The organism is Streptomyces sp. NPDC001985, from assembly GCF_040296845.1.
Classification (GTDB): Bacteria; Actinomycetota; Actinomycetes; order Streptomycetales; family Streptomycetaceae; genus Streptomyces.
The window spans coordinates 77,454-101,676 of sequence record NZ_JBEOYB010000014.1 but is presented as its reverse complement, the minus strand read 5'-3'; the positions used below and the strand labels follow the sequence as shown (position 1 = coordinate 101,676).

20 protein-coding genes are annotated in these 24,223 nt (G+C 74.0%); 12 read left to right on the top strand and 8 right to left on the bottom strand.

Features of this window, described 5'->3' with window-relative positions; translation table 11 throughout:
* The first annotated feature begins 17 nt into the window (after positions 1-17).
* Together ABT122_RS09000 and ABT122_RS08995 are read left to right on the top strand one after the other, a co-directional pair.
* Entirely contained in the window at positions 18-416 is a 399-nt protein-coding gene (locus ABT122_RS09000) for an STAS domain-containing protein (RefSeq protein WP_351547621.1), read from the top strand.
* A gap of 11 nt (positions 417-427) precedes the next feature.
* The gene (locus ABT122_RS08995) at positions 428-880 is read left to right on the top strand and encodes an ATP-binding protein (RefSeq protein ID WP_351547618.1); all 453 of its coding nucleotides are present in this window, start codon (positions 428-430) and stop codon (positions 878-880) included.
* 24 nt (positions 881-904) lie between these two features.
* Here ABT122_RS08995 and ABT122_RS08990 read toward each other — a convergent pair whose 3' ends face one another.
* Positions 905-1,879, bottom strand: a complete 975-nt coding sequence (locus ABT122_RS08990; RefSeq protein ID WP_502976120.1) for a SigB/SigF/SigG family RNA polymerase sigma factor — start codon at positions 1,877-1,879, stop codon at positions 905-907.
* A 778-nt stretch (positions 1,880-2,657) separates the two neighbouring features.
* On the opposite strand from ABT122_RS08990, the gene ABT122_RS08985 reads away from it, so the two are divergent.
* Positions 2,658-5,663 carry a HAMP domain-containing protein gene (locus ABT122_RS08985; protein ID WP_351547615.1) on the top strand — a complete coding sequence of 1,002 codons (3,006 nt, stop codon included), beginning with the start codon at positions 2,658-2,660 and terminating at the stop codon, positions 5,661-5,663.
* A gap of 160 nt (positions 5,664-5,823) precedes the next feature.
* Entirely contained in the window at positions 5,824-5,991 is a 168-nt protein-coding gene (locus ABT122_RS08980) for a hypothetical protein (protein ID WP_351547613.1), read from the top strand.
* A 225-nt stretch (positions 5,992-6,216) separates the two neighbouring features.
* Here ABT122_RS08980 and ABT122_RS08975 read toward each other — a convergent pair whose 3' ends face one another.
* The 3 genes from ABT122_RS08975 to ABT122_RS08965 all read right to left on the bottom strand — a co-directional run bounded on the left by ABT122_RS08975 (position 6,217) and on the right by ABT122_RS08965 (position 9,999).
* Positions 6,217-8,541: a SpoIIE family protein phosphatase gene (locus ABT122_RS08975; RefSeq protein WP_351547610.1), complete on the bottom strand. Its 2,325-nt coding sequence runs from the start codon at positions 8,539-8,541 to the stop codon at positions 6,217-6,219.
* A gap of 174 nt (positions 8,542-8,715) precedes the next feature.
* Entirely contained in the window at positions 8,716-9,048 is a 333-nt protein-coding gene (locus ABT122_RS08970; RefSeq protein ID WP_351547607.1) for an ANTAR domain-containing protein, read from the bottom strand.
* A 144-nt stretch (positions 9,049-9,192) separates the two neighbouring features.
* The gene (locus ABT122_RS08965) at positions 9,193-9,999 is read right to left on the bottom strand and encodes a VOC family protein (RefSeq protein WP_351547604.1); all 807 of its coding nucleotides are present in this window, start codon (positions 9,997-9,999) and stop codon (positions 9,193-9,195) included.
* A 306-nt stretch (positions 10,000-10,305) separates the two neighbouring features.
* Between ABT122_RS08965 and ABT122_RS08960 the strand changes: the two genes are divergently transcribed.
* Positions 10,306-10,584: a DUF6158 family protein gene (locus ABT122_RS08960; protein ID WP_351547601.1), complete on the top strand. Its 279-nt coding sequence runs from the start codon at positions 10,306-10,308 to the stop codon at positions 10,582-10,584.
* A gap of 73 nt (positions 10,585-10,657) precedes the next feature.
* On the opposite strand, the gene ABT122_RS08955 is transcribed toward ABT122_RS08960, so the two are convergent.
* Positions 10,658-11,203, bottom strand: coding sequence for a type 1 glutamine amidotransferase domain-containing protein (locus ABT122_RS08955; protein ID WP_351547599.1), 546 nt, complete (start codon positions 11,201-11,203; stop codon positions 10,658-10,660).
* A 175-nt stretch (positions 11,204-11,378) separates the two neighbouring features.
* Here ABT122_RS08955 and ABT122_RS08950 point away from each other — a divergent pair, with 175 nt between their 5' ends.
* Positions 11,379-11,600 carry a DUF6458 family protein gene (locus ABT122_RS08950; RefSeq protein ID WP_351547596.1) on the top strand — a complete coding sequence of 74 codons (222 nt, stop codon included), beginning with the start codon at positions 11,379-11,381 and terminating at the stop codon, positions 11,598-11,600.
* A gap of 240 nt (positions 11,601-11,840) precedes the next feature.
* A complete protein-coding gene (locus ABT122_RS08945; RefSeq protein WP_351547593.1) occupies positions 11,841-13,685 on the top strand; it encodes a transketolase in 1,845 nt (614 codons plus the stop codon).
* A gap of 84 nt (positions 13,686-13,769) precedes the next feature.
* Here ABT122_RS08945 and ABT122_RS08940 read toward each other — a convergent pair whose 3' ends face one another.
* The gene (locus ABT122_RS08940) at positions 13,770-13,940 is read right to left on the bottom strand and encodes a hydrophobic protein (RefSeq protein ID WP_351547590.1); all 171 of its coding nucleotides are present in this window, start codon (positions 13,938-13,940) and stop codon (positions 13,770-13,772) included.
* Between the two features lie 274 nt (positions 13,941-14,214).
* Between ABT122_RS08940 and ABT122_RS08935 the strand changes: the two genes are divergently transcribed.
* The 4 genes from ABT122_RS08935 to ABT122_RS08920 all read left to right on the top strand — a co-directional run bounded on the left by ABT122_RS08935 (position 14,215) and on the right by ABT122_RS08920 (position 22,010).
* A complete protein-coding gene (locus ABT122_RS08935) occupies positions 14,215-15,084 on the top strand; it encodes a SigB/SigF/SigG family RNA polymerase sigma factor (RefSeq protein ID WP_351547587.1) in 870 nt (289 codons plus the stop codon).
* Positions 15,085-15,134: 50 nt separating this feature from the next.
* Positions 15,135-15,659 carry a DUF6328 family protein gene (locus ABT122_RS08930; RefSeq protein ID WP_351547584.1) on the top strand — a complete coding sequence of 175 codons (525 nt, stop codon included), beginning with the start codon at positions 15,135-15,137 and terminating at the stop codon, positions 15,657-15,659.
* A 162-nt stretch (positions 15,660-15,821) separates the two neighbouring features.
* Complete coding sequence (locus tag ABT122_RS08925) at positions 15,822-19,409, top strand: phosphodiester glycosidase family protein (protein ID WP_351547581.1); 3,588 nt, start codon at positions 15,822-15,824, stop codon at positions 19,407-19,409.
* A gap of 423 nt (positions 19,410-19,832) precedes the next feature.
* Positions 19,833-22,010, top strand: a complete 2,178-nt coding sequence (locus ABT122_RS08920) for a SpoIIE family protein phosphatase (RefSeq protein WP_451068077.1) — start codon at positions 19,833-19,835, stop codon at positions 22,008-22,010.
* Between the two features lie 127 nt (positions 22,011-22,137).
* Here ABT122_RS08920 and ABT122_RS08915 read toward each other — a convergent pair whose 3' ends face one another.
* Positions 22,138-22,785 (bottom strand): isochorismatase family protein, encoded by a 648-nt coding sequence (locus ABT122_RS08915; protein ID WP_351547578.1) that lies wholly within the window; start codon positions 22,783-22,785, stop codon positions 22,138-22,140.
* Positions 22,786-22,929: 144 nt separating this feature from the next.
* Positions 22,930-23,406, bottom strand: coding sequence for a MarR family winged helix-turn-helix transcriptional regulator (locus tag ABT122_RS08910; RefSeq protein WP_351547576.1), 477 nt, complete (start codon positions 23,404-23,406; stop codon positions 22,930-22,932).
* A gap of 267 nt (positions 23,407-23,673) precedes the next feature.
* Here ABT122_RS08910 and ABT122_RS08905 point away from each other — a divergent pair, with 267 nt between their 5' ends.
* Positions 23,674-24,165 (top strand): nuclear transport factor 2 family protein, encoded by a 492-nt coding sequence (locus ABT122_RS08905; protein ID WP_351547573.1) that lies wholly within the window; start codon positions 23,674-23,676, stop codon positions 24,163-24,165.
* The last annotated feature ends 58 nt before the right edge of the window (positions 24,166-24,223 follow it).

Genomic DNA, 24,223 nt, shown 5'->3' with positions numbered 1-24,223 from the left:
AAAGGCGGGCGAGCCCCATGGTGTCGGGAGTTTCCGGACAGCCGGCCGGCGATGGCGCGCCCGGCGGCGGACGCTTCGGCGTCGAGCGCAGAGGCGCCGTCGGTGCTCTGGTCCTCGCCCTCACGGGCGAACTCGACCACGACACCGCCGAACCGCTGCGCGAGGCGCTCAGCGCGGGCGTCCAGGAGCGGCCCGCCCGGATACTGGTGGACTGCGCGGAGCTGCGGTTCTGTGATTCCACCGGGCTGAATGTGCTGCTCAGAGCGCGTCTCAACGCACTGGAGTCCGGCATAGGGCTGGAGCTGGCGGCACTCAGACCACCAGTGGCACGCATGTTCGACATAACCGGGGCGCATACGGTGTTCCGGGTGTACGAGAGCCTGGGCGCTGCCCTGGCCGACGAATCGCAGCCGTAACGGAGGAGCGGATGGGCACGGGCCTCCGGGGGCAGGGACAGACACGGCGGCTCGGGCTGTTCGGAGCCGCGGGGGTGGTGGGGCGCTGTCGCGACTTCACCGAGCGGGCACTGGAGGACTGGGGCTGGACCCCCGCCCCGGGTGTGCGCGACGAGCGGGCCGAGCGCGTCGAGGACGTGCTGCTGCTCGTCTCCGAGCTGGTCACCAACGCCTGCCTGCACGCGGGCGGGCCGACCCAGCTCGTACTGCGCCACACCCCCGACGCGCTCCGGATCGAGGTCGCGGACCTCAGTCCCGAGCCACCCAGGCCCCGGCCGCGCGATGTCGCGCGGCCCGGGGGCCATGGACTGATCGTGCTGGACCGGCTCGCGCGCGGCTGGGGATCGGAGCCCGCCGGGGAGGGCAAGGTCGTCTGGGTCGAGGTCGCCCCGGTGACCTCCCCGGCCCGCCGTCCCGCGCACTGACCCCGGCCGGCGGGCGCCCGCCCCTCACCCCTCGCGGCTCCCGGCCGGGAGCCGCGCGGCGCCGGGAGGGTCGTACAGCAGCCCCTCGCGCAGCCGGGTCAGCACCCGTGCCAGCAGCCGGGACACCTGCATCTGGGAGACCCCGAGCCGGGCGCCGATCTCGGACTGGGTCAGCTCCTGGCCGAAGCGCAGGGACAGCAGCAGCCGGTCCCGCTCGCCCAGCGCGGCGATGAGGGGTTTCAGGGAGACCAGGCACTCCACCGTGTCGTAGGCGCCCTCCTCCGCGCCGAGACGCCGGGCGAGCGGCCCGGTGATCTCCTCCTCCCGGAGCGGGGCGTCCAGGGAGCGCGCGGCATGGGCGTTGGCGGCGCGCTCACCCTCGGTCACCTCCGCCTCGGGAAGCCGGAGCCGCTCCGCCAGCTCCGCCGTCCCCGGCCGGTGCCCGCGCTCCTGCTCCAGCGCCTCGGTGGCCCGTGCCAGCTCGATCCGCAGCTCCTGGAGCCGGCGCGGCACATGGACGGCCCAGCCGGTGTCCCGGAAGAAGCGCTTGATCTCACCGGTGACCGTCGGCAGGGCGAAGCCCGCGAAGTCCACCCCGAGAGCCGGGTCGAACCGGTTCACGGCCTTGATCAGACCCACGGTGCCGGCCTGGACAATGTCCTCCATCGGCTCCGGCCGGCCCCCGAAGCGCCGGGCGGCGAAGCGCACCAGACGGAGATTCAGCTCGACGAGGGTGTTGCGGACCAGGGCGTGCTCGGCGGTGCCCTCCGCCAGTCCCGCGAGCCTGCGGAAGAGCGCCGCGGTCAGGGCCCGCGCCTCCGCCGCGCCGACGCGCCCGCGCCCGCCCGCCGCCTCCGGGAGCACGGGGGCGCCGGCCGGGGGAGTGCGGAGGGTGCTGGACACAGGAGGGCTCCTTCGGCGGGGCGGGTCCACGCCACGGCCCGGGGGCGGCGGGCCCGCCGTCCGGACGTTCCTCTGGAGAAATGCCCGTATTGGCATCTTTGATAACTAACGGGATATCCGAAATCAGGGTGCCGGTGCCCAGACGGTCCGGCGGCCCGCTGGCCTCATGCCCAGGCGCCCCGGCTGGCCGGCGGCCCGGTGACCAGGCGGCCCGGTGGCCCAGCGGCCCAGCGGCCCAGCGGCCCGGTGACCAGGTGGCCCGGTGGCCCGGTGGCCCAGCGGCCCGGTGACCAGGTGGCCCGGTGGCCCAGCGGCCCGGTGACCAGGTGGCCCGGTGGCCCAGCGGCCCAGCGGCCCAGCGGCCGAGGGGCTCCGGCGGAGCGCCGCGCCCACCGGCCGCGCCCACCGGCCGCGCCCTCGGCCGCCCCCGGCCACCGCCCAGGTGGCCCGAACCGGTCGCCCCCGCCGGCCGGCGCCGTGGGACACCCTCCGAACTGTGGTGCGACGGCACCTCCGGTCCGCCTCCGCCGCCGGACGGTGACACCCCGCGCCGCCGGCCCTTCCCCGTACCGCCGATCCCGGTGGCCAACTGCCGGAACGGCACTCCGGGAACCGGCCCGGCGGCCCCGCCCCGCCCGCCGCGCGGCCCGGCCCGCCGCCGGTCCCCACCGCTCCCACCGCCCGCCTGAGCACGGCGAGTTGGCGCTCCTGTGCTGTTCAGGGTGTCCGCGGTGATACGGCGTGACAGAGTGGATTCGGTGGAGGGCAGCCGTCGGTTTCGCCCTCCCCCGCAGAGCCATACCACCTTTCCCGGTATCTCGCAGAGCGGCGCCGCCGACGGGGCGCCGCCCGTTCATGAGAGGTGAGGTCAGCGATGGATGGGGTTGCCTCCTCGCCGGAACCGCGTGAGCCCCTGCCCGGGGCACCGCTGCCGGCGTCGCCGCTTCCGCAGTCACCGCCGTTCCCCCAGCAGTCCGCCCCGCCCCCGTCCGGCCGGCTCAGCGAGGAGGGCCTGCGCAAACTGCTCGCCGGACTCACCGCCGTGCGCGACGGTGATCTCTCCGCCCGCCTCCCCGACGAGGCGGAGGGCCTCCTCGGCGAGATCGCCGCCGTCTACAACGGGATGGTGGACCAGCTCTCCCTGGTCACCTCGGAGGTGACCAGGGTCGCCCGCGAGGTCGGCGGGCAGGGGCTGCTCGGCGGCCACGCCCGCGAACCGCGCGTCCGGGGCGTCTGGCAGGAACTGACCACCGGTGTCAACACCATGGCGGACAACCTCACCTCGCAGGTCCGCAGTATCGCCCAGGTCGCCACGGCGGTCGCGCGCGGCGATCTCACCCAGAAGATCAGAGTGGACGCCCGGGGCGAGATCCTGGAGCTGAAGGAGACCATCAACACCATGGTCGACCGGCTCTCCTCCTTCGCGGAGGAGGTGACCCGGGTCGCCCGCGAGGTCGGTACGGAGGGGAAGCTCGGCGGCCAGGCCACCGTCCGGGGCGTCTCCGGCACCTGGAAGGACCTCACCGACAACGTCAACTTCATGGCGGACAACCTCACCAACCAGGTCCGCAACATCGCCCAGGTCACCACCGCCGTCGCCCGGGGCGATCTGACCCGCAAGATCGATGTGTCCGCGCGCGGCGAGATCCTCGAACTCAAGACCACCATCAACACCATGGTCGACCAGCTCTCCTCCTTCGCCGCCGAGGTCACCCGGGTCGCCCGGGAGGTCGGCAGCGAGGGCCGGCTCGGCGGCCAGGCGGAGGTCGAGGGCGTCTCCGGCACCTGGAAGCGGCTCACGGAGAACGTCAACGAACTCGCGGGCAACCTCACCCGCCAGGTCCGCGCCATCGCCGAGGTGACCAGCGCGGTCGCCGAGGGCGACCTCACCCGCTCCATCACCGTCGAGGCCCCAGGGGAGGTCGGGGACCTCAAGGACCACATCAACGCCATGGTGGAGTCGCTGCGGGTCACCATCCGGGCCAATGAGGAACAGGACTGGCTCAAGACCAATCTGGCCCGGGTCTCCAGCCGGATGCAGGGCACCCGCAGCCTGCCCGCCATCGCCGAGCTGATCATGGACGAGGTGCCGCCCCTGGTCGGCGCCCTGTACGGCGGCTTCTTCCTCACCCGGGACGGCGAGCGCGGCCCGGAGCTGGTGATGACCGCCGCCTACGGCTCGCCCGACGACCCCGACGAGGGGCCCAGACGTTTTCTCCTCGGCCAGTCCCTCGTCGGCCAGGCCGCCCGCAGCCGGCGCACCATCGCCGTCGACGACCTGCCCCCCGGCTACGCCACCATCGCCTCCGGGGCGGGCGGGATGGACCCCACCGCGCTCGTCATCCTCCCCATCGTCGTGGAGGACCAGGTCCTCGGCGTGATCGAACTCGCCGCCCTGCGTCCCTTCACCCCCATCCACCGCGACTTCCTCGAACAGTTCATCGAGACGGTCGGTGTCAATGTCAGCTCCCTGATCGCCAATCTCCGCACCGACGAGCTGCTGGAGCAGTCCCAGCGGCTCACCGCCGAACTCAGCGCCCGCTCCAAGGAACTCCAGGCCCGGCAGGAGGAGCTCCAGCGCTCCAACGCCGCCTTCCGCGAGAAGGCCGCGCTGCTCGCCGACCGCAACCGCGACATCGAGCGCAAGAACCTGGAGATCGAACAGGCCCGCCAGCAACTGGAGGACCGGGCCCAGCAGCTCTCCCGTACCTCCATGTACAAATCCGAGTTCCTCGCCAATATGAGCCATGAGCTGCGCACCCCGCTCAACAGCCTCCTCATCCTGGCCCAGTTGCTCGCCCAGAACCTGGAGGGCAACCTCTCGCCCAAGCAGGTCGACTACGCCGAGGTCATCCACTCGGCGGGCTCCGATCTGCTCCAGCTGATCAACGACATCCTCGATCTGTCGAAGGTCGAGGCCGGGAAGATGGACGTCCACCCGGAGCCCTTCGCGCTGCACGGGCTGCTGGACTACGTGGAGGCGACCTTCCGGCCCGTGGCCGGCGAACGCGATCTCGAACTCGGGGTGTTCGCCGCCCCGGACATCCCGGAGCGGGTCACCACCGACGAGTCCCGGCTGCGGCAGGTGCTGCGCAACCTCCTCTCCAACGCGCTGAAGTTCACCGAGCGCGGCCGGGTCGAGCTGCGCGTGGAGAACGCGGACGACGAGGAGCTGCCCGCCGCGCTGCGCGGCAGCGGGCAGGTGCTCGCCTTCCGGGTCATCGACACCGGGATCGGTATCCCCGCCGACCGCCTCCAGAGCGTCTTCGGCGCCTTCCAGCAGGGCGACGGCACCACCTCCCGGCGGTACGGCGGAACCGGCCTCGGGCTCTCCATCAGCCGCGAGGTGGCGCATCTCCTCGGCGGCACCATCACCGCGGAGAGCGCCCCCGGCGAGGGCAGCAGCTTCACCCTCCATCTGCCGGTGCACGGTCTCACCGCTCCCCGCCCGTCCGTCGTGGCCACCGTCCCGGAGCGGCACCCCGCCACCGGGGACCGGGCCCCCCGGGGCCGTACCGTCCTGGTCGTCGACGACGACATCCGCAATGTGTTCGCCCTGACCGAGGTGCTGGAGAACCAGGGGATGACGGTCCTCCAGGCCGGCAGCGGCCAGGCGGGCATCGACCTCCTCCACTCCCACGGCGGCGTCGACCTCATCGTGCTGGACGTGATGATGGCCGGGATGGACGGCCTCGCCACCATGGCCGCGATCCGGGAGCTGCCCCGGTTCGCCGCCGTGCCGATCATCGTGGTCACCGCCAAGGCGATGCCCGGCGACCGGGCCCGGGTCCTGGCCGCCGGGGCCCATGACTACGTCGCCAAACCGGTCGACACGGATGAGCTGCTGACCAAGATCCGGGCGCATCTCGCCGATCGCTGACGGAACTGCCTCCGCGGGTGTGAGGGGGCGCCGCAAGGGCACCCGCAGGAGACCTGACCCCTTCCGGGCACCGCGCGCGCGGCGCCCGGAAGGGGAACGGGCCACACTGGAAGTGCGGACACGCCCACGGTGTCCTGGAAGGGCCGGAAGCATGAGCTGGATGAAGGCGAAACTGAAGCAGGTGAAGGGCCGGAAGAAGGAGGCCGACGGCATCGCGCTGCACAATGAGCGCCTCAGGTCGGAGGGGCAGCGCGAGAAGGAGAGCGGACGCAGCGAGGAGGCCGAACTGCGGGCCGCCCGCCGCCGCCGGCAGGACGGACAGCCCTGAGCCGCCCCCGTACGGAACGGGCACGACAGGGGTGAGCGGCCGGCTCTGAACGGCCGACCCTGAACGACTGTCGCCGAGCGGCCGTTCCCGAGCGGGCCGTCCCGGTCCGGCCGCGTGACGGCCCGCCGCGCCGTCGTGCCGAGCCGGCCGCCCGTCCGGCCCCGGGGGGCCGCCGCCCCGCTGATCAGGCCGCCCGGCGCGCCGCAACGGCCCGCGCCGGGCGACTCAGTCGTCCTCGCCCGTGCTCACCCGCACCGCGACCAGACTGGTGTCGTCGTCGGTGTCCCCGGTCGCCGCGCCCAGCAGCGCGTCGACCTGCTCGTCCACCGGGCGCCCGCTCAGCTCCTCCGCCCGCCGCAGCAGCGCGGAGAGCCCCTCGTCCAGCGCGTCCCGGCGCCGCTCGATCAGCCCGTCGGTGAAGAGCAGCAGGGTGTCGCCCGCCTCCAGCTGGGTCGTGGTCTCCCGGTACACCGCGCCGGGCACGGCCCCCAGCAGGATGTCCCGGGGCGGTTCCAGCAGCTCCGCCCGGCCCCCGCGCAGCAACAGCAGCGGCAGATGGCCGGCGCTCGCCCACCGCAGGGTGCGCCGGTCCGGGTCGTAGAGCGCGCAGACGGCGGTCGCCGTCGGATGGCCCGGGGTGTGCAGGGTGACCTCGTTCAGCCACTCCATCAGCCGGCCGGGGGTGTGCCCGGTGAAGGCGAGACCCCGCAGCGCGTTCCGCAGCGCCACCATCCCGGTGGCGGAGTCGATGCCGTGGCCCGCGATGTCGCCCACCGCGACCAGCACCGTGCCGCCGGGCAGTGGCAGTACGTCGTACCAGTCGCCGCCCACGCGGTACTCCTGCATCGCCGGCCGGTAGCGCGCGGTGGCCTGGAGGCCCGGCAGCAACTGGAGCGCGGGCACCTCCGGCACGATCGCCTGCTGGAGCTGGAGCGCCAGCCGGTGGCGCACGGCCGCCCGCGCCTGCACGGCGGTGAGCTGGTCGAAGGTGGCCGACAGGGCGATCTCCGTGTGGTACTCGGCGGACACGTCCTGGTAGACGCCGGTGATCCCGGTCAGCACCCCCTCGGAGAGCAGCGGCTCCGCGGTGATCCGCACATGCCGGGGACGGCTCTCGTCCCGGATGAAACGGATCACGCCGGTCGCGCCCTTCCGCCGCCCGGTCAGGGTCCGCAGCAGTCCCGCGAGATCGTCCCGGTCGTCGGGGTGGACACGCCTCCGCAGCTCGGTCAGGGGCGCGGGCGCCGCCTCCCGGGGCAGTCCGAACATCGCCCACGCCTGCTCGCCCCAGACCGAGGTGCCGGTCAGCAGGCTGTCCTCGAACGGGGCGACCCCCTGGAGCCTGGCCACCGCCCGTACCGCCGATGTGCCCCGGTCGCTGCTGGTGTGCCAGAGCACGACCGTGCGCTCCGCGCCCAGCGGCAGCGCCCGCACATCGAGCAGCGGGGCGGGCAGACGCTGGTCGCGCTCCGCGGGCAGCCGGGCCGCCCGCCGTACCGAGGTGGACTCGTGGGCCCGTTCGGACAGCTCCGCTATCTCCGTGTGCAGCAGTGGGAAGAGCCGGGTCAGCGAATCCCCCGCCGTGCCGTCCGCGACGCCGAGCGCCTCGATCGCCGACCGGTTGAGATACTCCACGGTCGGCGCCGTCCGGCCGCCGGACCGGTCGTGGTGGAGCGTCATCGCCGGGTGCGCCATCGCGTCGAGCAGATCGTCGAGCGCCGGGGCGGGGGAGGGCGGCTCGGACTCCACGGCGGTCAGCACCCGCGCGGCCACCTCCATCAGATCCACCAGCGCCCGCCGCACCGGGGCCTCCAGCTCGGCCCGGGCGGGCCACACCGCGAGCGCCACCCCCACGGTCGCGCCCCGCAGCCGCAGCGGCAGCAGGGCCCGCGCGGCGCGGGGCCCCGGCCCCGGCAGCACCTCACCGGACGGGGGCCCGGCGGCGAGCCAGACCGGCACGCCCTCCGTCAGCAGGGTCCGGAAGGGCGCGGGCGGCGACGGCGGAATCCACTGCCACTGGGCCGCCTCCATGGCGCTGACCCCGGCGTGCCCGGTGAGCTGGAGACAGCCGGAGCCGGTACGCCGCCACAGCCACAGGCTCTTCACGCCCAGCGGCGCGAGCGCGCCCTCCAGCAGGGTCGCCGCCGCGTCGTTGACCGTGTGCTGGGCCTCCGCCGCCGTCGCGGCCCGGCGGGTGCGGCGCGCCTCCGCGCCGTACGGGGCGTGGGCGGGGTGCGGCGCGGTGACGGCGATGGTGCCCGCGACCCCGTTGACGATGTCGGCGGCGAGGTCCTCGGCGCCGGTACGGGTCTCCTCCGTGAGCCGGGCCAGATGCCCGGCGGCCTCCGCGGGCGAGGTCCTCAGCTGCGAGACCAGGACGCCGGTCGCCAGATCCAGCAGACGCCGGCGGGCCAGTTCGGCCCGGAGCCCGGCGTTCTCGGCGGCGAGACCGGCCACGGTGGCGGACAGCTCGGTCACCGCGGTGGACGGGGGTTCCCGGTCCGGCCCCCGGTCCACGGGGGCGGCGGGGTCCGGCGCAGGGCTGATCACTGGGGCTCCCATCCCGGGCGGGGGTGCGACAGACAGCAGGTGATCGCGTCGGGTCCGGATTCTACGGCGGCGCGCGTCGCCCGGCGGGGAGAGCGGGAAAAAACCGCCCCCCGACCGGGTGGACAGGCGCGCGCCCGGTTGACCGGCGCTCCTGACGCGCCCGGCCGCGCGCCGTCACCGGTCACGGCCGGGCAGCGCGGCGCGGGCGGAGCGCATCGCCGCCCGGACCGGCGGCGGGGGAGGCGGCCCATGGGTGCTCTCGACCAGATGGCGGGCCACCTCGCGCAACTTCGGATTGCTGTGCTGGGAGACCGTCACCAGCACCTGCCACGCCTGCTCCGGCGTGCAGGACGCGGTCGCCATCACGACGCCCCGCGCCATGTCGATGACCGGGTGCGAGGAGAGAGCCCGGCGCAGCCCGGCCACCTCCTGGCGCAGGGCTTCCGCCTCGGCCGCAGCGCCGTCGGGCGCTTCCTCGCGGTGCTCCGGTGGCGGGGTCGGGGCCATGGCTCGCGCTCCCTCCGAACGTCCGGGCGCGCCCCCACGGGACCGGTGGGAGCGCGACGCGTTCCTCTGCCTCTCCCGGCGCTCCTGCCCGCGATCCGCGCCGGGACACACCCGACGGGCCGGGCCGTCGGCGCCCGGTGGCCCTCAGTGCCCGGTGACGGTGAAGAGCGCGCCCTCCGGATCGCTGAGCGCGGCCTCCTCGGCCCCCTCGTCGGTGGTGCGCCGGGCGAGCACGGTGCCGCCCTGGTCCTGCGCCGCCCGGACGGTGGCGTCCACATCGGAGACGGGGAAGTGGACATCCCAGCGGGGCCGGGCCATCGGGTCGGGGGCGGCGCCCCGGGCGCCCGAGGCGAGCCGGGCCAGCACATGGCCGTTGCTGACGAGGACGACCTCCTCGTTCTCGTACCCCACATCGCAGGCACCCGGCCGGTCCGCGGCCCAGTCCAGCACCTCCCCGTAGAAGATCGCCGCGTCGAAGGCGTTGCGGGAGCGCAGCAGCAGCCAGGTGGGCGCGTCCTTGTGCCCGGACTGCCAGTCGGGGATCAGCGCCCCCTCCCAGATGCCGAACACGGCGCCGTCGCGGTCCGCCGCCAGCGCGGCCCGGCCCAGCGAGAAGGCGAGCGGGCCCACCGCCACCGTGCCGCTGCGCTCCCGGACGCGCGCCGCCGCCACGTCCACATCGGCGACGGCGAAGTACGGCGTCCAGGCGACCGCCACCTGGAGCGTGCCCGCGAGCGCCCCGATCCCGGCGACCGGCGCTCCGTCCTTGAAGGCGGTGCTGAAGCCGTCCCCCAGTTTCGCCCTGCGGAACTCCCACCCCAGGACAGTGCCGTAGAAGGCCTGGGACGCCGTGAGGTCTCGGGCCAGGAGACTGACCCAGCACGGCGCGCCGACCACCTCGGTGCTCGATGTCATGCCCGGCGCGGAGGCCGGGTCCGTCGTCTCGTTCATCGCTCTCATTGTCCTGAGATCTGTGCCGATGGGGTGACAGCCCGGAGGGGTGTCGGCGGATCACGCGCGGGATCTCCGGCACGCCACGGGGCGCCGGACCGGATCGGGTCCCATCCTGCCCCCGGCCCCCGGTCCCCGCGAGTCACGCACCGGCGGTGGACGCCGGGAGAGGGCCGGGGCCGGATAGCGCGGACTCCCGGGGTGCCCGCAGAGTCAGGAGTGACGTCCGGACACCCGGACCGGGCGGTACGCGGGCCCCGGACGGACCGCGCCGCCAGTTTGCCGGACGGAAGGAGAACGGCTGCCATGACGGAGTCCGAGAACCAGCGCAGGGGGATCGAGGCCGCCCGCCTCGGTGAGCAGGAGCTGATCCGGGAGCTGGAGAACATCCACCGGAGCCGGCACGACACCCTGCTGCACGGTTCGCCCGCCGCGCTCGCCTCGCACACCACCCGGATGGCGGAGCTGGAGGAGGAGTATTTGCGCCGCCACCCGGAACGTCCCGTCTCGGCGGGACGCACCCGGGCGGGCGCCCGCGCCCGGTCGCGGTCCGAGCGGGACGGACGGCATGACCCGGCCGGGTGAGCGCCGCCCGCCGGCCCCGGGGCGGCCCCCGCCCGGCACCGCCGCGCGCGTCCCGGCGCGTGCCCCGCGCGGCTCAGCGGTCGGCGCTCTTCGCGAACACCTCGGTGAAGGCCGCCGTGAAGGCCTTCAGATCGTCCGGCTTGCGGCTGGTGACCAGTGTGTTCGGACCGTGGTCGCAGATCCGTACCTGTTCGTCGACCCAGATCCCGCCCGCGTTGCGGATGTCGGTGCGCAGACTGGGCCACGAGGTGAGGGTGCGCCCGGTCAGGACATCCGCCTCGACCAGGGTCCAGGGGGCGTGGCAGATGGCCGCCACCGGCTTCCCCGCCTCGAAGAAGCCCCGTACGAAGGCCACGGCCCGCTCGTCCAGCCGCAGCGCGTCGGGGTTGGCCACGCCACCGGGCAGGACCAGCGCGCCGTAGTCGGCCGGCGACACCTCGCCCACCACCTCGTCCACGGCGAAGGTGTCCGCCCGGTCCAGATGGTGGAACGCCTGGACCCGGCCCGGCTCGGTGGAGACCAGCGACGGGGTGTCACCACTGCCGGTGACCGCCTGCCAGGGCTCGGTCAGCTCGATCTGCTCGATGCCCTCGGGTGCCATCAGAAACGCGATCCTCATGCCTGCTCACTCCTTCCGTCCGGCCGGGGCCGGCTCGTCCATCACCCCCCGGGGGCCGCAGTACCCCCGCCCGGCCGCCTCATGCGGGGGCCGGCGCACCGATGCGCTCCGCATGACCGCGAACACTGCGGGTACCCGGGAAGCATCAACCGGCTGTACAGGAAGGCGGAAGTCCATGGGCCTCGGAGGATGCATCGTCCTGATCGCGGTCGGCGCGATACTCACGTTCGCCACCGACTGGGAGATGAAGGGGGCCAATCTCGATGTGATCGGCCTGATCCTGATGGCCGTGGGGTTCATCGGAGTGGTCACCTTCACCAGCATCGCCAAGCGCCGCCGGGTGGTGGTGCCGCAGGCGACCCCGGTGATCGACGAGAGCCGGGACCGGCGGCTGTAACGGATGACCGAGGGGCCGCCGTATCCGCCGCCCCGGCGGGAGCCGCCAGTGAAACGTTCCCGCGCCGTCCGCCCGTCCGGGGGGACCGGACCGCCACCCCACCGGTGACGGCCCGGTCCCCCCGACGCGTATCCGGACGGCACCGGCCCCGCCGCTTCACGGCCGGGGCCCCCGACCGGCCCGGGCGGCACCGCCCGGTCCGCCGACGACGGCCCCCACGGTTCCCCGAGGAGCAGTGAGATGCGAAACGAAGAACTGACCGAACTGGCACAGCAACTGCGCGTGGACGCGGTCCGCGCGGCCGACGCGGCGGGGTCGGGCCATCCGACCTCCTCCATGTCGGCCGCCGATCTCGCCGCCGTCCTCCTCGCCAACCATCTGCGCTACGACTTCCACCATCCCGCCGCCCCCGGCAACGACCGGCTCGTCCTCTCCAAGGGCCATGCCTCGCCCCTGCTGTACGCGCTCTACCGCGCCGCGGGCGTCATCGACGACGAGGAACTGCTCACCTTCCGCCGCCGTGGCAGCCGGCTCGAAGGACACCCCACACCCCGGCTGCCCTGGGTGGACGTCGCCACCGGCTCACTCGGGATGGGTCTGCCCGCCGGGGTCGGCATGGCGCTCGCGGGCCAACGGCTCGACCGAGTCCCCTACCGGGTCTGGGTGCTCTCCGGCGACAGCGAGATGGCCGAGGGATCGGTCTGGGAGGCCGTCGAGCAGGCGTCGTTCGAGAAGCTCGACAATCTGACCCTCATCGTCGACGTCAACCGGCTCGGCCAGCGCGGACCCACCCGGCTGGAGTGGGATCTGGACGCCTACGCCCGGCGGCTGCACGCCTTCGGCTGGCACACCATCGAGATCGACGGCCACGATGTCGTCGCCATCGACTCGGCCCTCACGGGCGCCGTCGGCACGGTCGGCAGGCCCGTCGCGATCATCGCCCGCACCCACAAGGGCCGGGGCGTCGCCGAGGTGGAGGACCGCGAGGGGTTCCACGGCAAACCGCTGCCCCACCCGGAGCGGGCCGTCGAGGAACTCGGCGGCCGGCGGTCCGTCACCGTGGATGTGGCGGCCCCGCCCCGAGCGACCGTCCACCGCGACGCCGTCGGCGGCGACCCGCCGGCGCCCCGGTACGCGATCGGGGACGAGGTCGCCACCCGCGACGCCTTCGGGGCCGCGCTCGCCGCCCTCGGCTCGGAGCGGCCCGAGGTCGTGGCCCTGGACGGGGAGGTCGGCGACTCCACCCGCAGCGCCGCCTTCGCCGAGGCCCACCCCGACCGGTACTTCGAGTGCTACATCGCCGAACAGCAGATGGTGGCGGCCGCGGTGGGCATGCGGGCCCGTGGATACACCCCCTTCGCCTCCACCTTCGCCGCGTTTCTGACCCGCGCCCACGACGTCGTCCGGATGGCCGCGGTCACCGGCGCGGCCGTCCAGCTGGCGGGCTCGCACGCCGGTGTGGCGATCGGCCAGGACGGCCCCTCCCAGATGGGCCTGGAGGACCTGGCGATGTTCCGCTCGGTCCATGGCAGCACCGTGCTCTACCCCTGCGACGCCCAGCAGACCGTCCAGCTGGTCCATGCCATGGCGGACCTGTCGGGCATCGGCTATCTGCGCACCACCAGGGGCGCCACCCCGGTGCTGTACGGCCCCGGCGAGCGCTTCCCCGTCGGCGGCTCCAAGGTCCTGAGGTCCGGGCCCGACGACCGGATCACCGTCGTCGCCGCCGGGGTGACGGTCCATGAGGCGCTGCGGGCGGCCGACACCCTCCGCGGCGCCGGGATCGGGGTCCGCGTCATCGACCTCTACTCGGTGAAGCCGGTCGATGCCGCCACCCTCCAGGAGGCGGCCGAGGCCACGGGCTGTCTGATGACCGTGGAGGACCACCGCCCCGAGGGCGGTCTCGGCGACGCGGTCGCCTCCGCCTTCGCCGACGGACGGCCGCTGCCCCGGCTGATCCGCCTCGCGGTACGGAACATGCCCGCGTCGGCCACCCCCGAGGAGCAGCTCCATCTGTCCGGCATCGACGCCGCCTCCATCACGGCGGCGGTGCGGCTCCTGGTGGAACAGGCCGTCGTGGGCTGACCGCCCGGCCGCCCGCGGGGGACCGGGCACGGAAACGGGGCGGCGGCGGCCCCGGAGGACCGCCGCCGCCCCGAATCGCGCGGATCACCAGCGATACCAGCGCGACCTCCCGCCACCGCTCTGCGCGCTCCGCAGCACGAAGCCGAGCAGCCAGACGACCAGGACAGCCACCGCGATGTACCACAGTGCCTGTACGGCAAAACCCGCGCCGAAAAGAATCAGTGCCAGCAGAAGAACCAACAGGATGAGAGCCATAGTTTTTGTACCTCCGGGGGCACGCCTTCCCGGGATGAACCCTCATACGCCTTGGCGGGAACTTCCGGGAAAGTTTTCCGAACCTCCCGCGACACCGCGTTTGTGACCCCGTTTCAGGGGCAGCCGCCCTGTGTGCTTCGGACCGGAGGCACGCCCGCGGAGCGGAACCGCATCCGGGTCACCGGCTGAACCGGATGCGCGGGTGAATTCACCCGGCCCTTTCCCCCGCGGTCGCAAGGATTCCGTCCGCACGGCTGAGGGAGTGGCGCGCACCATGCGCTCACAGACGAGCACCGCAGACACCGCGAGCACCGCAGACACCACAGGGGACGTCCACGGGGATGTCCCCAGGGACCCACGCGGCGCGAGGACCGGGCATCCCCACGACGACGCCCCCGACACCCGGGCCGCCTTCGCCGAACTGGCCGCCCTGCCGGACGGGCCCGAGCGCGAGGCCCTGCGCCAGGAGCTGGTGAACGCCTGGCTGCCCATGGCGGAGCGGCTCGCCGGCCGCTTCAGGAACCGCGGCGAGACCCTGGAGGACCTCTGCCAGGTGGCCGCCCTGGGCCTGGTCAAGGCCGTCGACCGCTACGACCCCGAACACGGCAGCGCCTTCGTCAGCTTCGCCGTGCCCACCATCACCGGCGAGGTCAAACGGCACTTCCGGGACCACATGTGGGTCCTGCACGTGCCGCGCCGCGTCCAGGACCAGCGCAACCGGGTCCGGTTGGCCCGCCGCGAACTGGCCCAGACCCTGTCCGGGCGCGCGCCGACCGAGGCCGAGATCGCCCGGAAGGCCGGGCTGACCCTCGACGAGACCAGAGCGGGCCTGGAGGCCATCGGGTCCTTCAGCGCCCTCTCCCTGGACGCCGAGATCGCCGGCGGCGACCACGGCCACACCATGGTCGACGCCCTGGGCGGCCCCGACCCCGCCCTCGATGTCGTCATCGACCGGGAGGCGGTCAAACCCCGGCTCCGCAAACTCCCCGAACGGGAACGGCGCATCCTCTACATGAGGTTCTTCCGCGATATGACCCAGAGCCGGATCGCCGAGGATCTCGGAATCTCCCAGATGCATGTGTCACGGCTGATCAGCAATTCCTGCGACCGGTTGCGCCGAGAAATCATGAAGGATGCCGCCTAGGCTGCGACAGGAGACCGTACCCGTCCCCCACACTGCGAGGTGCGCCGGTGGTGAGCAGCAGCGGTGGAATTCCCCGGCACGGCCGTGAGGAGACCCCGGAGGAACGGGCCGACCGGCGCTGGACCGATCTCCTCCAGGAATTGCGGGTGGCCCAGACGGGGGTGCAGATCCTCTTCGGATTCCTGCTCACCGTGGTGTTCCAGCCCCGCTTCACCACCCTGTCCGAGACCGACCGGGACATCTATCTGGCCACCGTCATGCTCGGTGCCGCGGCGACCGGCGCCCTCATCGGCCCGGTCTCCTTCCACCGGCTCCTCACCGGCCGGCGGCTCAAACCCCAGACCGTCGTCTGGGCCTCCCGCCTCACGGTCGCCGGACTGCTGTTGCTCCTCTGCACCATGGCGTCCGCGCTCCTCCTCATCCTGCGGGTGGTGCTCCACGACTCGTCCGCGCTCTGGCTGGTCGCCGGCATGGTCTGCTGGTTCGCGCTCTGCTGGTACGTGCTCCCGGTGCTGCTGCGCGCCCGCCACCCCGAGCGCGACGACACCGCCGCCGGGAGCCGGCCCGGCCCCTGACCGCCCGGCGGCCGGGAACTGCCCCCGCCCCTCTGGCGCGGCCGGGCGAGCCCCGGGATGCTGTCGCTGACAGCGCTTTCCCCGTGCTCAACCAGCCATGACACAGGAGACGTTGTGGGCCGGAGCGGACCAGGCAGCATCCGACGCACCCTCATCCCCCTCGTGACCGCCGCCGCGCTGGCCGCCGGAGCCGTCGCGCCGGCCGCGGCGGACCCGGGCCCCGACGCGCGGCCGGGGAACGCCGCGGACGTGCTGCGGCCCGTCGCACCGCCGCCCGCGAGCGCGCCGGCGGACTCCGCCGCGCGCGCCGTCGCCGACGGCGACGGCATCGAGACGGCCCGCACCTCGCGCCCGGTCGCCCCGGGCATCGAGCTGACCTCCTGGGACCGGCTCGCATCCGACAAGTGGCTGCGGGTCGACTCCCTCTCCGTCGACCTCGCCGGCACGGGCGTGGCGGCCGGATATCTCTCCACCGGACGGGTCGCCGAGCGGGACACCGTCTCCGCCCTCGCCGCCCGGTACGACCCCGGCCCCGGCCGCCGTACCGTCGCCGCCGTCAACGCCGACTTCTTCGACATCAACCAGACGGGCGCACCGCTCGGCCCCGGCATCAGGGACGGCGAGCCGACCCACTCGCCCGCGCCCGGCGCCCACCGCGCCGTCGGCATCGGCCCCCGGGGAGCGGGCCGGGTCCTCCAGCTCTACTTCGACGGCACCCTCACCCTCCCGTCCGGCGACCACCCCCTGGCCGCCTTCAACGCGGCCAACGTCCCCGCCGGGGGCATCGGCGTCTACACCCCCGCCTGGGGCGCCGCCGACCGCGCCCTGACCGTGGACACGGCCGCCCCGGTCGCCGAAGCGCTGGTACGGGACGGACGCGTCGTCTCCGTCGCCGCGCGCCCCGGCACCGGCCCGGTCGAGGCCGGCACCACCGCGCTGATCGGCCGGGAGGCCGGGGCTGCGGTGCTCGCCGCGCTGCGCCCCGGGGACCCGGTGGCCCTGGAGTACCGGCCGCGCACCGACGGCGGAGCCGTACCGCACACCGCCGTCGGCGGCCGGGAGCTGCTGGTGGTGGACGGCGTACCGCAGAACCACGAAGGCCAGGGCAACAACACCGCGGCCCCCCGCACCGCCGTCGGCTTCTCCCGCGACGGCAGCGCCATGCAGATCCTCACCGTCGACGGACGGCAGGCCGACAGCGGCGGGGTCACCCTCACCGAACTGGGGCTCATGATGCGGCGGGCCGGCTCCCACAGCGCCCTCAACCTCGACGGCGGCGGCTCCTCCACCCTCCTCGCCCGCACACCGGGCAGCGACACCCTCCAGGTGGAGAACAGCCCCTCCGACGGCAGCGAGCGCACCGTACCCAACGGGCTCGCGCTCACCGCCCCCGACGGCTCCGGACGACTGCGCGGCTACCACGTCACCACCCGCACCCCCGCCGTCGCCGCACCGACCGCCGACCCGGTCCGGGGCGGCCACCCCGAACGGGTCTTCCCCGGGCTGACCCGCGCGCTCACCGCCGCAGGACACGACGAGACCTACGGACCCGCCGCCGGTGCGCCCCACTGGCGTTCGCTGCGGCCCGCCGTGGGCCGGGTCGACGCCCGGGGGGTCTTCCACGCCCGCCACAGCGGCTCGGCGACCGTACGGGCCGAACGCGCCCGCGCCCACGGCTCCATCGGGCTGACGGTCCTGGACGACCTCACCCGCATCGAACCCACCACCCGCCGCCTCGGGCTCGCGGACACCGGCGCGACGGGCGGCTTCGGCATCCTCGGGTTCGACGCCCAGGGCAACAGCGCCCCCGTCGAACCCGCCGATGTCCGTCTCGTCCACGACCGGGAGCTCTTCGACATCCGGGACGACGGCGCCGGTTCCTTCGCCGTCACCGCCCGCACCGGCTCCGGCGCCGGCCGGGTCACCGCGACGGTCCGGGGCGTCACCACCTCCCTCGCCGTGACCACCGGCCTCACCGAACGGCCCGCCGCCGGCTTCGACGACGCCGCCGAGTGGACCTTCAGCCACGCGCGCGCGGCCGGCTCGGTCGCCGCCACCCCGGCCGGCCACAGCGGCACGGGCCTGGCGCTGGCCTACGACTTCACCCGCTCCACCGCCACCCGTGCCGCCTACGCCACCCCGCCCCGGCCGATCGCCCTGCCCGGACAGCCCCGCTCCCTCACCCTGTGGATCGACGGCGACGGGAACGGCGCCTGGCCCACCCTCCACCTCAGGGACGCGGCCGGCTCGGATCAGCTGCTGCGCGGCCCGTACCTCACCTGGACGGGCTGGCGGCGGGTGACCTTCACCGTGCCCCAGGGGGCCGCCACCCCGCTGTCGGTGCGCCGCTTCTACCTCGCCGAGACCGCGGCGGCCCGGCAGTACACCGGCCGGGTGGTCATCGACGGACTCACCGCGCAGCTGCCGCCGGAGGTGGAGCTGCCCCCGCAGCCGCGCGCCCCCGATCCGCTGATCGGCTCCGCCGCCGTGACGGCGGACCGGGAGTGGCGGTTCGCGGTGATGTCGGACGCGCAGTTCGTCGCCCGCGACCCCGACAGCGCCATCGTCCGGCAGGCCCGGCGCACCCTGCGCGAGATCAGGGCGGCCCGACCCGACTTCCTCCTGGTCAACGGCGATCTGGTCGACGAGGGCGCACCGGCGGATCTGGCGTTCGCCCGCCGGGTCCTCACCGAGGAGCTGGGCACCGGCCTGCCCTGGATCTATGTCCCGGGGAACCACGAGGTCATGGGCGGCCGGATCGACGACTTCATCGCCGAGTTCGGACCCGCGCACCGGGTCTTCGACCACCGGGGCACCCGCTTCCTGACCCTGGACACCTCCCGGCTGACCCTGCGCGGCGGCGGATTCGAGCAGATCACCGCTCTGCGGGCGCAGCTGGACGCGGCGGCCCGCGACCCGGGGATCGGCTCCGTGCTGGTCGTGCAGCATGTGCCGCCGCGCGATCCGACGCCGCAGCAGGGCAGCCGGCTCGGCGACCGCAAGGAGGCCGCGCTGCTCGAACGGTGGCTGGCCGGGTTCCGCCGCGCCACCGGCAAGGGCGCGGGTCTGATCGGCTCCCATGCGGGTGTCTTCCACGCGGAGCACGTCGACGGGGTGCCGTATCTGATCAACGGCAACTCCGGGAAATCGCCCGCGGGCCCGGCCGGCGAGGGCGGGTTCACCGGCTGGTCGCTGGTCGGGGTCGACCCCGTCGGCCACGCGGAGCGGCTCGCGGCCCGTCTCCGGCCGTGGACCGCGCGCCCCGACTGGATCTCCGCGCAGACCCGCGCCCACACCGACCGGCTCACTCTGAGGGCCCCCGGGCGGCTCCCCCCGGGCAGCGTCGCGGAGGTGGCGGCGACGGTCGGCCAGGGCACCCGCGAGGTACCGGCCGCCCACCCCGTGAGCGTCGACTGGACGGGCTCCCCCCGGCTCCACATCGGTCCGGCGGGCACCGCCCGCCCGCGCCACACGGCCGCCTTCGACCCCGCGACGGGCCTGCTGACGGCGCTGCGGGCGGGGGAGGTGACCCTCTCGGTCACGGTCTCGGGGGTGACGGAGCGTGCCCGGATCGTGATGCCGGCGGCAGGGGACGCCACCGGCACACCGCCCGAGCCGGACGCGCGGCGGGGGACCGCCACCCCGTCCGGGAAGGGGGCCGGGGCCGCCGTCCGGTCCGTCGAGCCGCCCGGGCCGGCCCCGGCGCCTCCCGCGCCCGGACCGTCCGGTCGCCGTGCCCCGGTCTCCTGAGCGCCGGGCCGGGAGGGGGGGTGGGCCATGAGCCGTCGATCCGTCCTCCGGTCCGCGGTGACACGGGCGGATGGAGCAGGGCCGCCGCGGCGATCACCGCGACGCCGGCTCGCGGGCGCGGGGGTGCGCGCCGGGCCCGTCGGGCGCTCGGCGGGCCCGGTGGTCCGGCTCGCGCGGTGCGGTCGGGCCGCGTCGGGTGGTCCGGAGGGGCGGAGCCGGGGCGTCCGGGGTCGGGCGCGCCGGTCGCCGCCGGGGCCGCCGGTGTCCGTGCGGCGTGCTCGTCCGTCTGCCCGGGTGATCCCGGGGCACCGCCCCGGGGGCCCGTCGCGGTGGGCCCGGCCGGGACGGCGGCCCCCTCCCGGCCGCCCCCGGCGCGGCGCGCCCTCGCCGTGCGGGAAACCGCATCACCCGGCAGCCTTGGTGATGAGTGGTGCGGAGGAGGTGGTCAGGGTGACCGGGCCGCGTGCCTCCGGGGCCGCAGCGTCGGGCCGCGGAAGCGGGTCCCCCGAGGGGACCGGGGATTCCCAGCCGCTGCTGTCGCTCGCCCTGGCGGGGCTGATGGAGGATGTCCACGCCCACTCCGGCGCTCTCTACCTGCTCAGCCGGGGCGACAGCGGCGGGACGCTCGACATGGCCGTCAAGGCCGGGCTGCCCCGCTCCTTCTCCGCCCCCTGGGAGCGGATCGCCCTCACGGCCCCCATCCCGGTCGCCGAGGCGGTGCGCGAACAGCGGGTGGTCTGGATCTCCGGCGAGGAGGACATGGCCCGCCGCTACCCCCGGATCGCCGTCGTCCTGCCGTACCCGTACTGTCTCGCCGCCGCCCCCCTCCTCAGCGACGGCACCGCCTACGGCGCCCTGTACGTCACCTGGCCCGCCTCCCACCCGCCCGAGCTGTCCGACGCCGAGTGCGCCCTGATCACCACTGCCTGCGACCGGCTGGCGCTGAGGCTGCGGCGCGCCGCCGAGCGCGGCCGGCCCGTCGTCCCCGAGACCCACTTCCTCGGCTCCCGGGCCATGGCCACCGGTGTCGGCGCCATCGAGGCCATCCAGATGCTCAACCGGATGCCGGACGGCATGTGCGGTCTGGATGTCAACGGCCGCGTCGTCTACGCCAACCCCGCCACCGGCGAACTCCTCGGCATCACGGTCTCCCGGCTGACCGGCAGCCAGCTGTGGACCGCGCTGCCGTGGCTCAACGACCCGGTGTACGAGGACCGCTACCGCGCCGCGATGCTGAGCCAGCACACCACCGCCTTCACGGCACTGCGGCCACCGCGCGACTGGCTCACCTTCCGGCTGCACCCCGGCCGCGACGGGGTGAGCGTCCACATCACCCCCGCCCGGGCGGGAGTGGGCGACACTCCCGGACAGACGCCGTCCGGGCACCCGCACCGGCTCGTCACCATCTCCCACATCGCCAATCTGGCGATCGCGCTGACCGAGGCCGTGAGCGTCTCCGATGTGATCGGCCTGGTCGCCGACGAGATCATGCCCTCCCTCGGCGGCAGCGCCCTGGTGATCCTGGCCGCCGAGAGCGGCCGGCTCAGGGTCCTGGGCCACCGGGGCTACCCGGACCCCGAGACGGTCGAGCGCTGGGACGGGACACCGCTGACCGCGCCGATCCCGGGCGCCCAGTCCCTGGTCACCGGGGTGCCGTCGTTCTTCGAGTCCCGGGAGCAGCTGGAGCGGGTCTACCCCGAGCGGTTCACCACCCCCGACGGCATGGCGGCCTGGGCCTATCTCCCGCTGATCGCCTCCGGCCGGCCGGTCGGCACCTGTGTCCTCGGCTTCTCCGAGGAGCACCGCTTCTCCACCGACGAACGGGCCGTGCTCACCGGCCTCGGCGGGCTGATCGCCCAGGCCCTGGAGCGGGCCCGGCTGTACGACACCAAGCACCGGCTCGCCCAGGGTCTCCAGTCCGCCCTGCTGCCGCACTCGCTGCCCGCGCTCGACGGCCTGGAGGTCGCCGCCCGCTACCGGCCGGGAACCCAGGGCATGGACATCGGCGGCGACTTCTACGACCTGATCCCCACCGGCCGTACCGCCGCCGCCGTCATCGGCGACGTCCAGGGCCACAATGTCACCGCCGCGGGGCTCATGGGCCAGGTCCGCACGGCCGTGCGCGCCTACACCGCGGTCGGCCAGCAGCCCGGCCGGGTCATGGAGTCCACCAACCGGCTCCTGATCGACCTCGACCAGGATCTTCTGGCCTCCTGCGCCTATCTCCACCTGGATCTGCGGGCCCAGCGCGCCCGGATGGCCCGGGCGGGCCATCCGCAGCCGCTGCTGCGCGACCCGGACGGCACCGTCCATGTGCTGGACATCGCCGGCGGCCCGCTGCTCGGTGTCGACGCGGCGGCCCGCTTCCCCACCACCACGGTGCCGCTGCGCCCGGGGGCGGTGCTCGCCCTCTACACCGACGGTCTGATCGAGGCGCCCGGGACCGATATCGACGACGCCCTCGCGGCCCTGGCCCGCCGGCTCGCCGCCGCCACCGGCTCCCTGGAGGCCGTCGCCGACGCCCTGACCGGTCCGCCGGGGGCCGGGGGAGGGGGCGGCGGGGACGACACGGCGCTGCTCCTGCTGCGGCCCACCGGCTGACCGCCCCCGCTCCTCCCCGCCCTCTCTCCGCCCCTTTCTGACTCTTTCCGCTTCTTTCCGCTTCTTTCCGCGCAGCCCGGTGCCCTCCGGCCCGGGAGGGGCGGGAGGGCACCGGGGGAGGGGCGGGTCAGCCGTTGTTGCCGCTCGCGGAGGCGTGGCTCGCCGTCACGGCTCCGTAGAAGGGCATCGCCAGGTTGCTGAAGATGTCGGCGGTGCCGGGGCCACCGGGGTTCTTCCAGTCGCGCAGCAGCTCGGAGATGACACCGACGGTGCTGTTGAGGGTGGCGCCCGCGTTCTGGAGGCGCAGCAGGGAGGTCTCCCGGGCCAGCTTGTTCGTGGTGCCCGAGGCGTCGGTGACGGAGTGCACCTCGTAGCCGCGGCCGAGGGCCGAGAGGGAGGCGAACATCAGGCAGACATCGGTGATGACACCGGCGATCACCAGGTTGGGGCGGTTCATGGCGCGCACGGCCTCGTCGAAGCGCGGGTCGTCGAAGGCGTCCACCTCGCCGCTGCGGTGGATGAGGGGGGAGCCGGCGGGCAGCTCGGCGACCAGCTCGGGAAGGAGCGGGCCGTTGGGGCCCTGCGGGGCGGAGGTGGTGGCCACGAGGGGGAGGCCGAAGACCTTCGCGGTACGGGCCAGGGCCTGCGCGTTGCGGCGGACCTCGTTCTGGTCGTGGTCCTGCACGCCCATGAGGAGGCCGGTCTGGTGGTCGACCAGCAGGATGCCGGTGTTCTCCGGGGTGAGGCGGTTGGTGAGGTAGCTGTTGCTGCTCATTGCTGCGGTTCCTTGGGGTCGGGCCGCGGTGACGGCCGTTGCTGGAGAGTCAGTCGCAGGCTTTTTGTTGCTTGCGCATTCATCCTAACCGCACCTGTGCGGACTCCATTCCCGGCCCCGGGGGGCCGGGTCGGGTGATCCGGGTCACGCCGTGGCGGCGTCCTCCGACGAGGGTCCGGCGCTCTTCAGCCGGTCCAGGGTGGCGTCCAGGGCCAGCAGCTCCCCCGGTGAGAGCCGGCCCGCGAACATCGCCTCCACCACCTCGGCATTGGTGCGCACCGCGGCCCGGAGCATCTTCCGGCCCTCCTCGGTGAGCTGGATGGTGGCCCCGCGCTGGTCCTCCTCCAGGGGGGTGCGGGTGATCAGCCCGCGTGCCGCCAGGCGGTCGCACATCCGGCTGACCGCGCTCTGCGTCAGCACGATCCGCTCCTTGAGGTCCTTCAGCCGGGTGCCGTCGAGGGGGATGTTCACCAGTGCGTCGAATTCGCTCAGCGACAGCCGGTGACGCTCGGCGATCTCCCGCTCGATCTCGCGCAGCACCTCGTTGTGCACCTCCATGAACGACCTCCAGACCCCGATCCTGAACTGCCGGGACACCCCACCGGAGCCTGTCCTCGCCATAATCCGTACCTCCTCATTGCATGCGTACGCATCATTCTCGCAGGCCGGGTCCGCGATCGCGCGGCGCCGTCCCGCGGGCCCGTGACGGGGGAACCTACGGGTCCCCCTCAGGGTCTGCCGTCGAACCTTGTTCCTGTCCGATCGCCCGTGCGAAGGTCGAACGGTCCGATGAACAGAACCGGTTGCGCCGCATTCACCGGCCGCCCGCCCCTCCCCGGAATTCCACGAACCCTCTGCCGCGCAGAAAGAACGAAAGGTGCTGCCGCGATGCCGGATGACCTGGTTCCGCTCGAAGAGATGAAGCGACTCACCGAACGCGTGGAACGCCTGGAGGCCGTCCGTGAACTCCACGACCTGCGCCACAGCCTTCCCCGCCATGTCAACGACGGCGCGTTCTCCCGGGTCGGGGAGCTGTTCAGCGAGCACGCCCGACTGGACTACGCGCATCTCGGGCAGGCGTCGGGCCGCGAGGAGATTCAGCGGTACTTCACGGGTCTGACCCGGATGATCGAGGAGAACAGCCCGGCGGCCCAGGTCATGATCACCCAGTTCGGCCACGGGCACGAGGTCCGGATATCGGGTGACGAGGCCACCGGTGTCTCCTTCTTCGAGGAGAAGGTGGTCTTCGACACCGAGAGCGCCATGGTGGCCGGGAAATTCACCGACAGCTATGTCAGGGAGAACGGCCGATGGCTCTTCTCCCATATCAAGCTCGACCTTTTCTGGGTCATTCCCTGGGACCAGGGCTGGAAGAACTGAACCCGGGGCACGCGGCTCCACCGCGTGCGCCACACGCGCCAATCACACGATCAGAGGA

Bases quoted from the DNA above. Each gene is read 5' to 3' on its own strand.
- ABT122_RS08935 (WP_351547587.1), top strand. From the start codon at position 14,215: ATGCGCTCACAGACGAGCACCGCAGACACCGCGAGCACCGCAGACACC.
- ABT122_RS08920 (WP_451068077.1), top strand. From the start codon at position 19,833: ATGAGTGGTGCGGAGGAGGTGGTCAGGGTGACCGGGCCGCGTGCCTCC.
- ABT122_RS08940 (WP_351547590.1), bottom strand. From the start codon at position 13,940: ATGGCTCTCATCCTGTTGGTTCTTCTGCTGGCACTGATTCTTTTCGGC.
- ABT122_RS08970 (WP_351547607.1), bottom strand. From the start codon at position 9,048: ATGGCCCCGACCCCGCCACCGGAGCACCGCGAGGAAGCGCCCGACGGC.
- ABT122_RS08990 (WP_502976120.1), bottom strand. From the start codon at position 1,879: ATGCCAATACGGGCATTTCTCCAGAGGAACGTCCGGACGGCGGGCCCG.
- ABT122_RS08915 (WP_351547578.1), bottom strand. From the start codon at position 22,785: ATGAGCAGCAACAGCTACCTCACCAACCGCCTCACCCCGGAGAACACC.
- ABT122_RS08910 (WP_351547576.1), bottom strand. From the start codon at position 23,406: ATGGCGAGGACAGGCTCCGGTGGGGTGTCCCGGCAGTTCAGGATCGGG.
- ABT122_RS09000 (WP_351547621.1), top strand. From the start codon at position 18: ATGGTGTCGGGAGTTTCCGGACAGCCGGCCGGCGATGGCGCGCCCGGC.
- ABT122_RS08955 (WP_351547599.1), bottom strand. From the start codon at position 11,203: ATGAGGATCGCGTTTCTGATGGCACCCGAGGGCATCGAGCAGATCGAG.
- ABT122_RS08945 (WP_351547593.1), top strand. From the start codon at position 11,841: ATGCGAAACGAAGAACTGACCGAACTGGCACAGCAACTGCGCGTGGAC.
- ABT122_RS08905 (WP_351547573.1), top strand. From the start codon at position 23,674: ATGCCGGATGACCTGGTTCCGCTCGAAGAGATGAAGCGACTCACCGAA.
- ABT122_RS08950 (WP_351547596.1), top strand. From the start codon at position 11,379: ATGGGCCTCGGAGGATGCATCGTCCTGATCGCGGTCGGCGCGATACTC.
- ABT122_RS08985 (WP_351547615.1), top strand. From the start codon at position 2,658: ATGGATGGGGTTGCCTCCTCGCCGGAACCGCGTGAGCCCCTGCCCGGG.
- ABT122_RS08995 (WP_351547618.1), top strand. From the start codon at position 428: ATGGGCACGGGCCTCCGGGGGCAGGGACAGACACGGCGGCTCGGGCTG.
- ABT122_RS08980 (WP_351547613.1), top strand. From the start codon at position 5,824: ATGAAGGCGAAACTGAAGCAGGTGAAGGGCCGGAAGAAGGAGGCCGAC.
- ABT122_RS08960 (WP_351547601.1), top strand. From the start codon at position 10,306: ATGACGGAGTCCGAGAACCAGCGCAGGGGGATCGAGGCCGCCCGCCTC.
- ABT122_RS08965 (WP_351547604.1), bottom strand. From the start codon at position 9,999: ATGAACGAGACGACGGACCCGGCCTCCGCGCCGGGCATGACATCGAGC.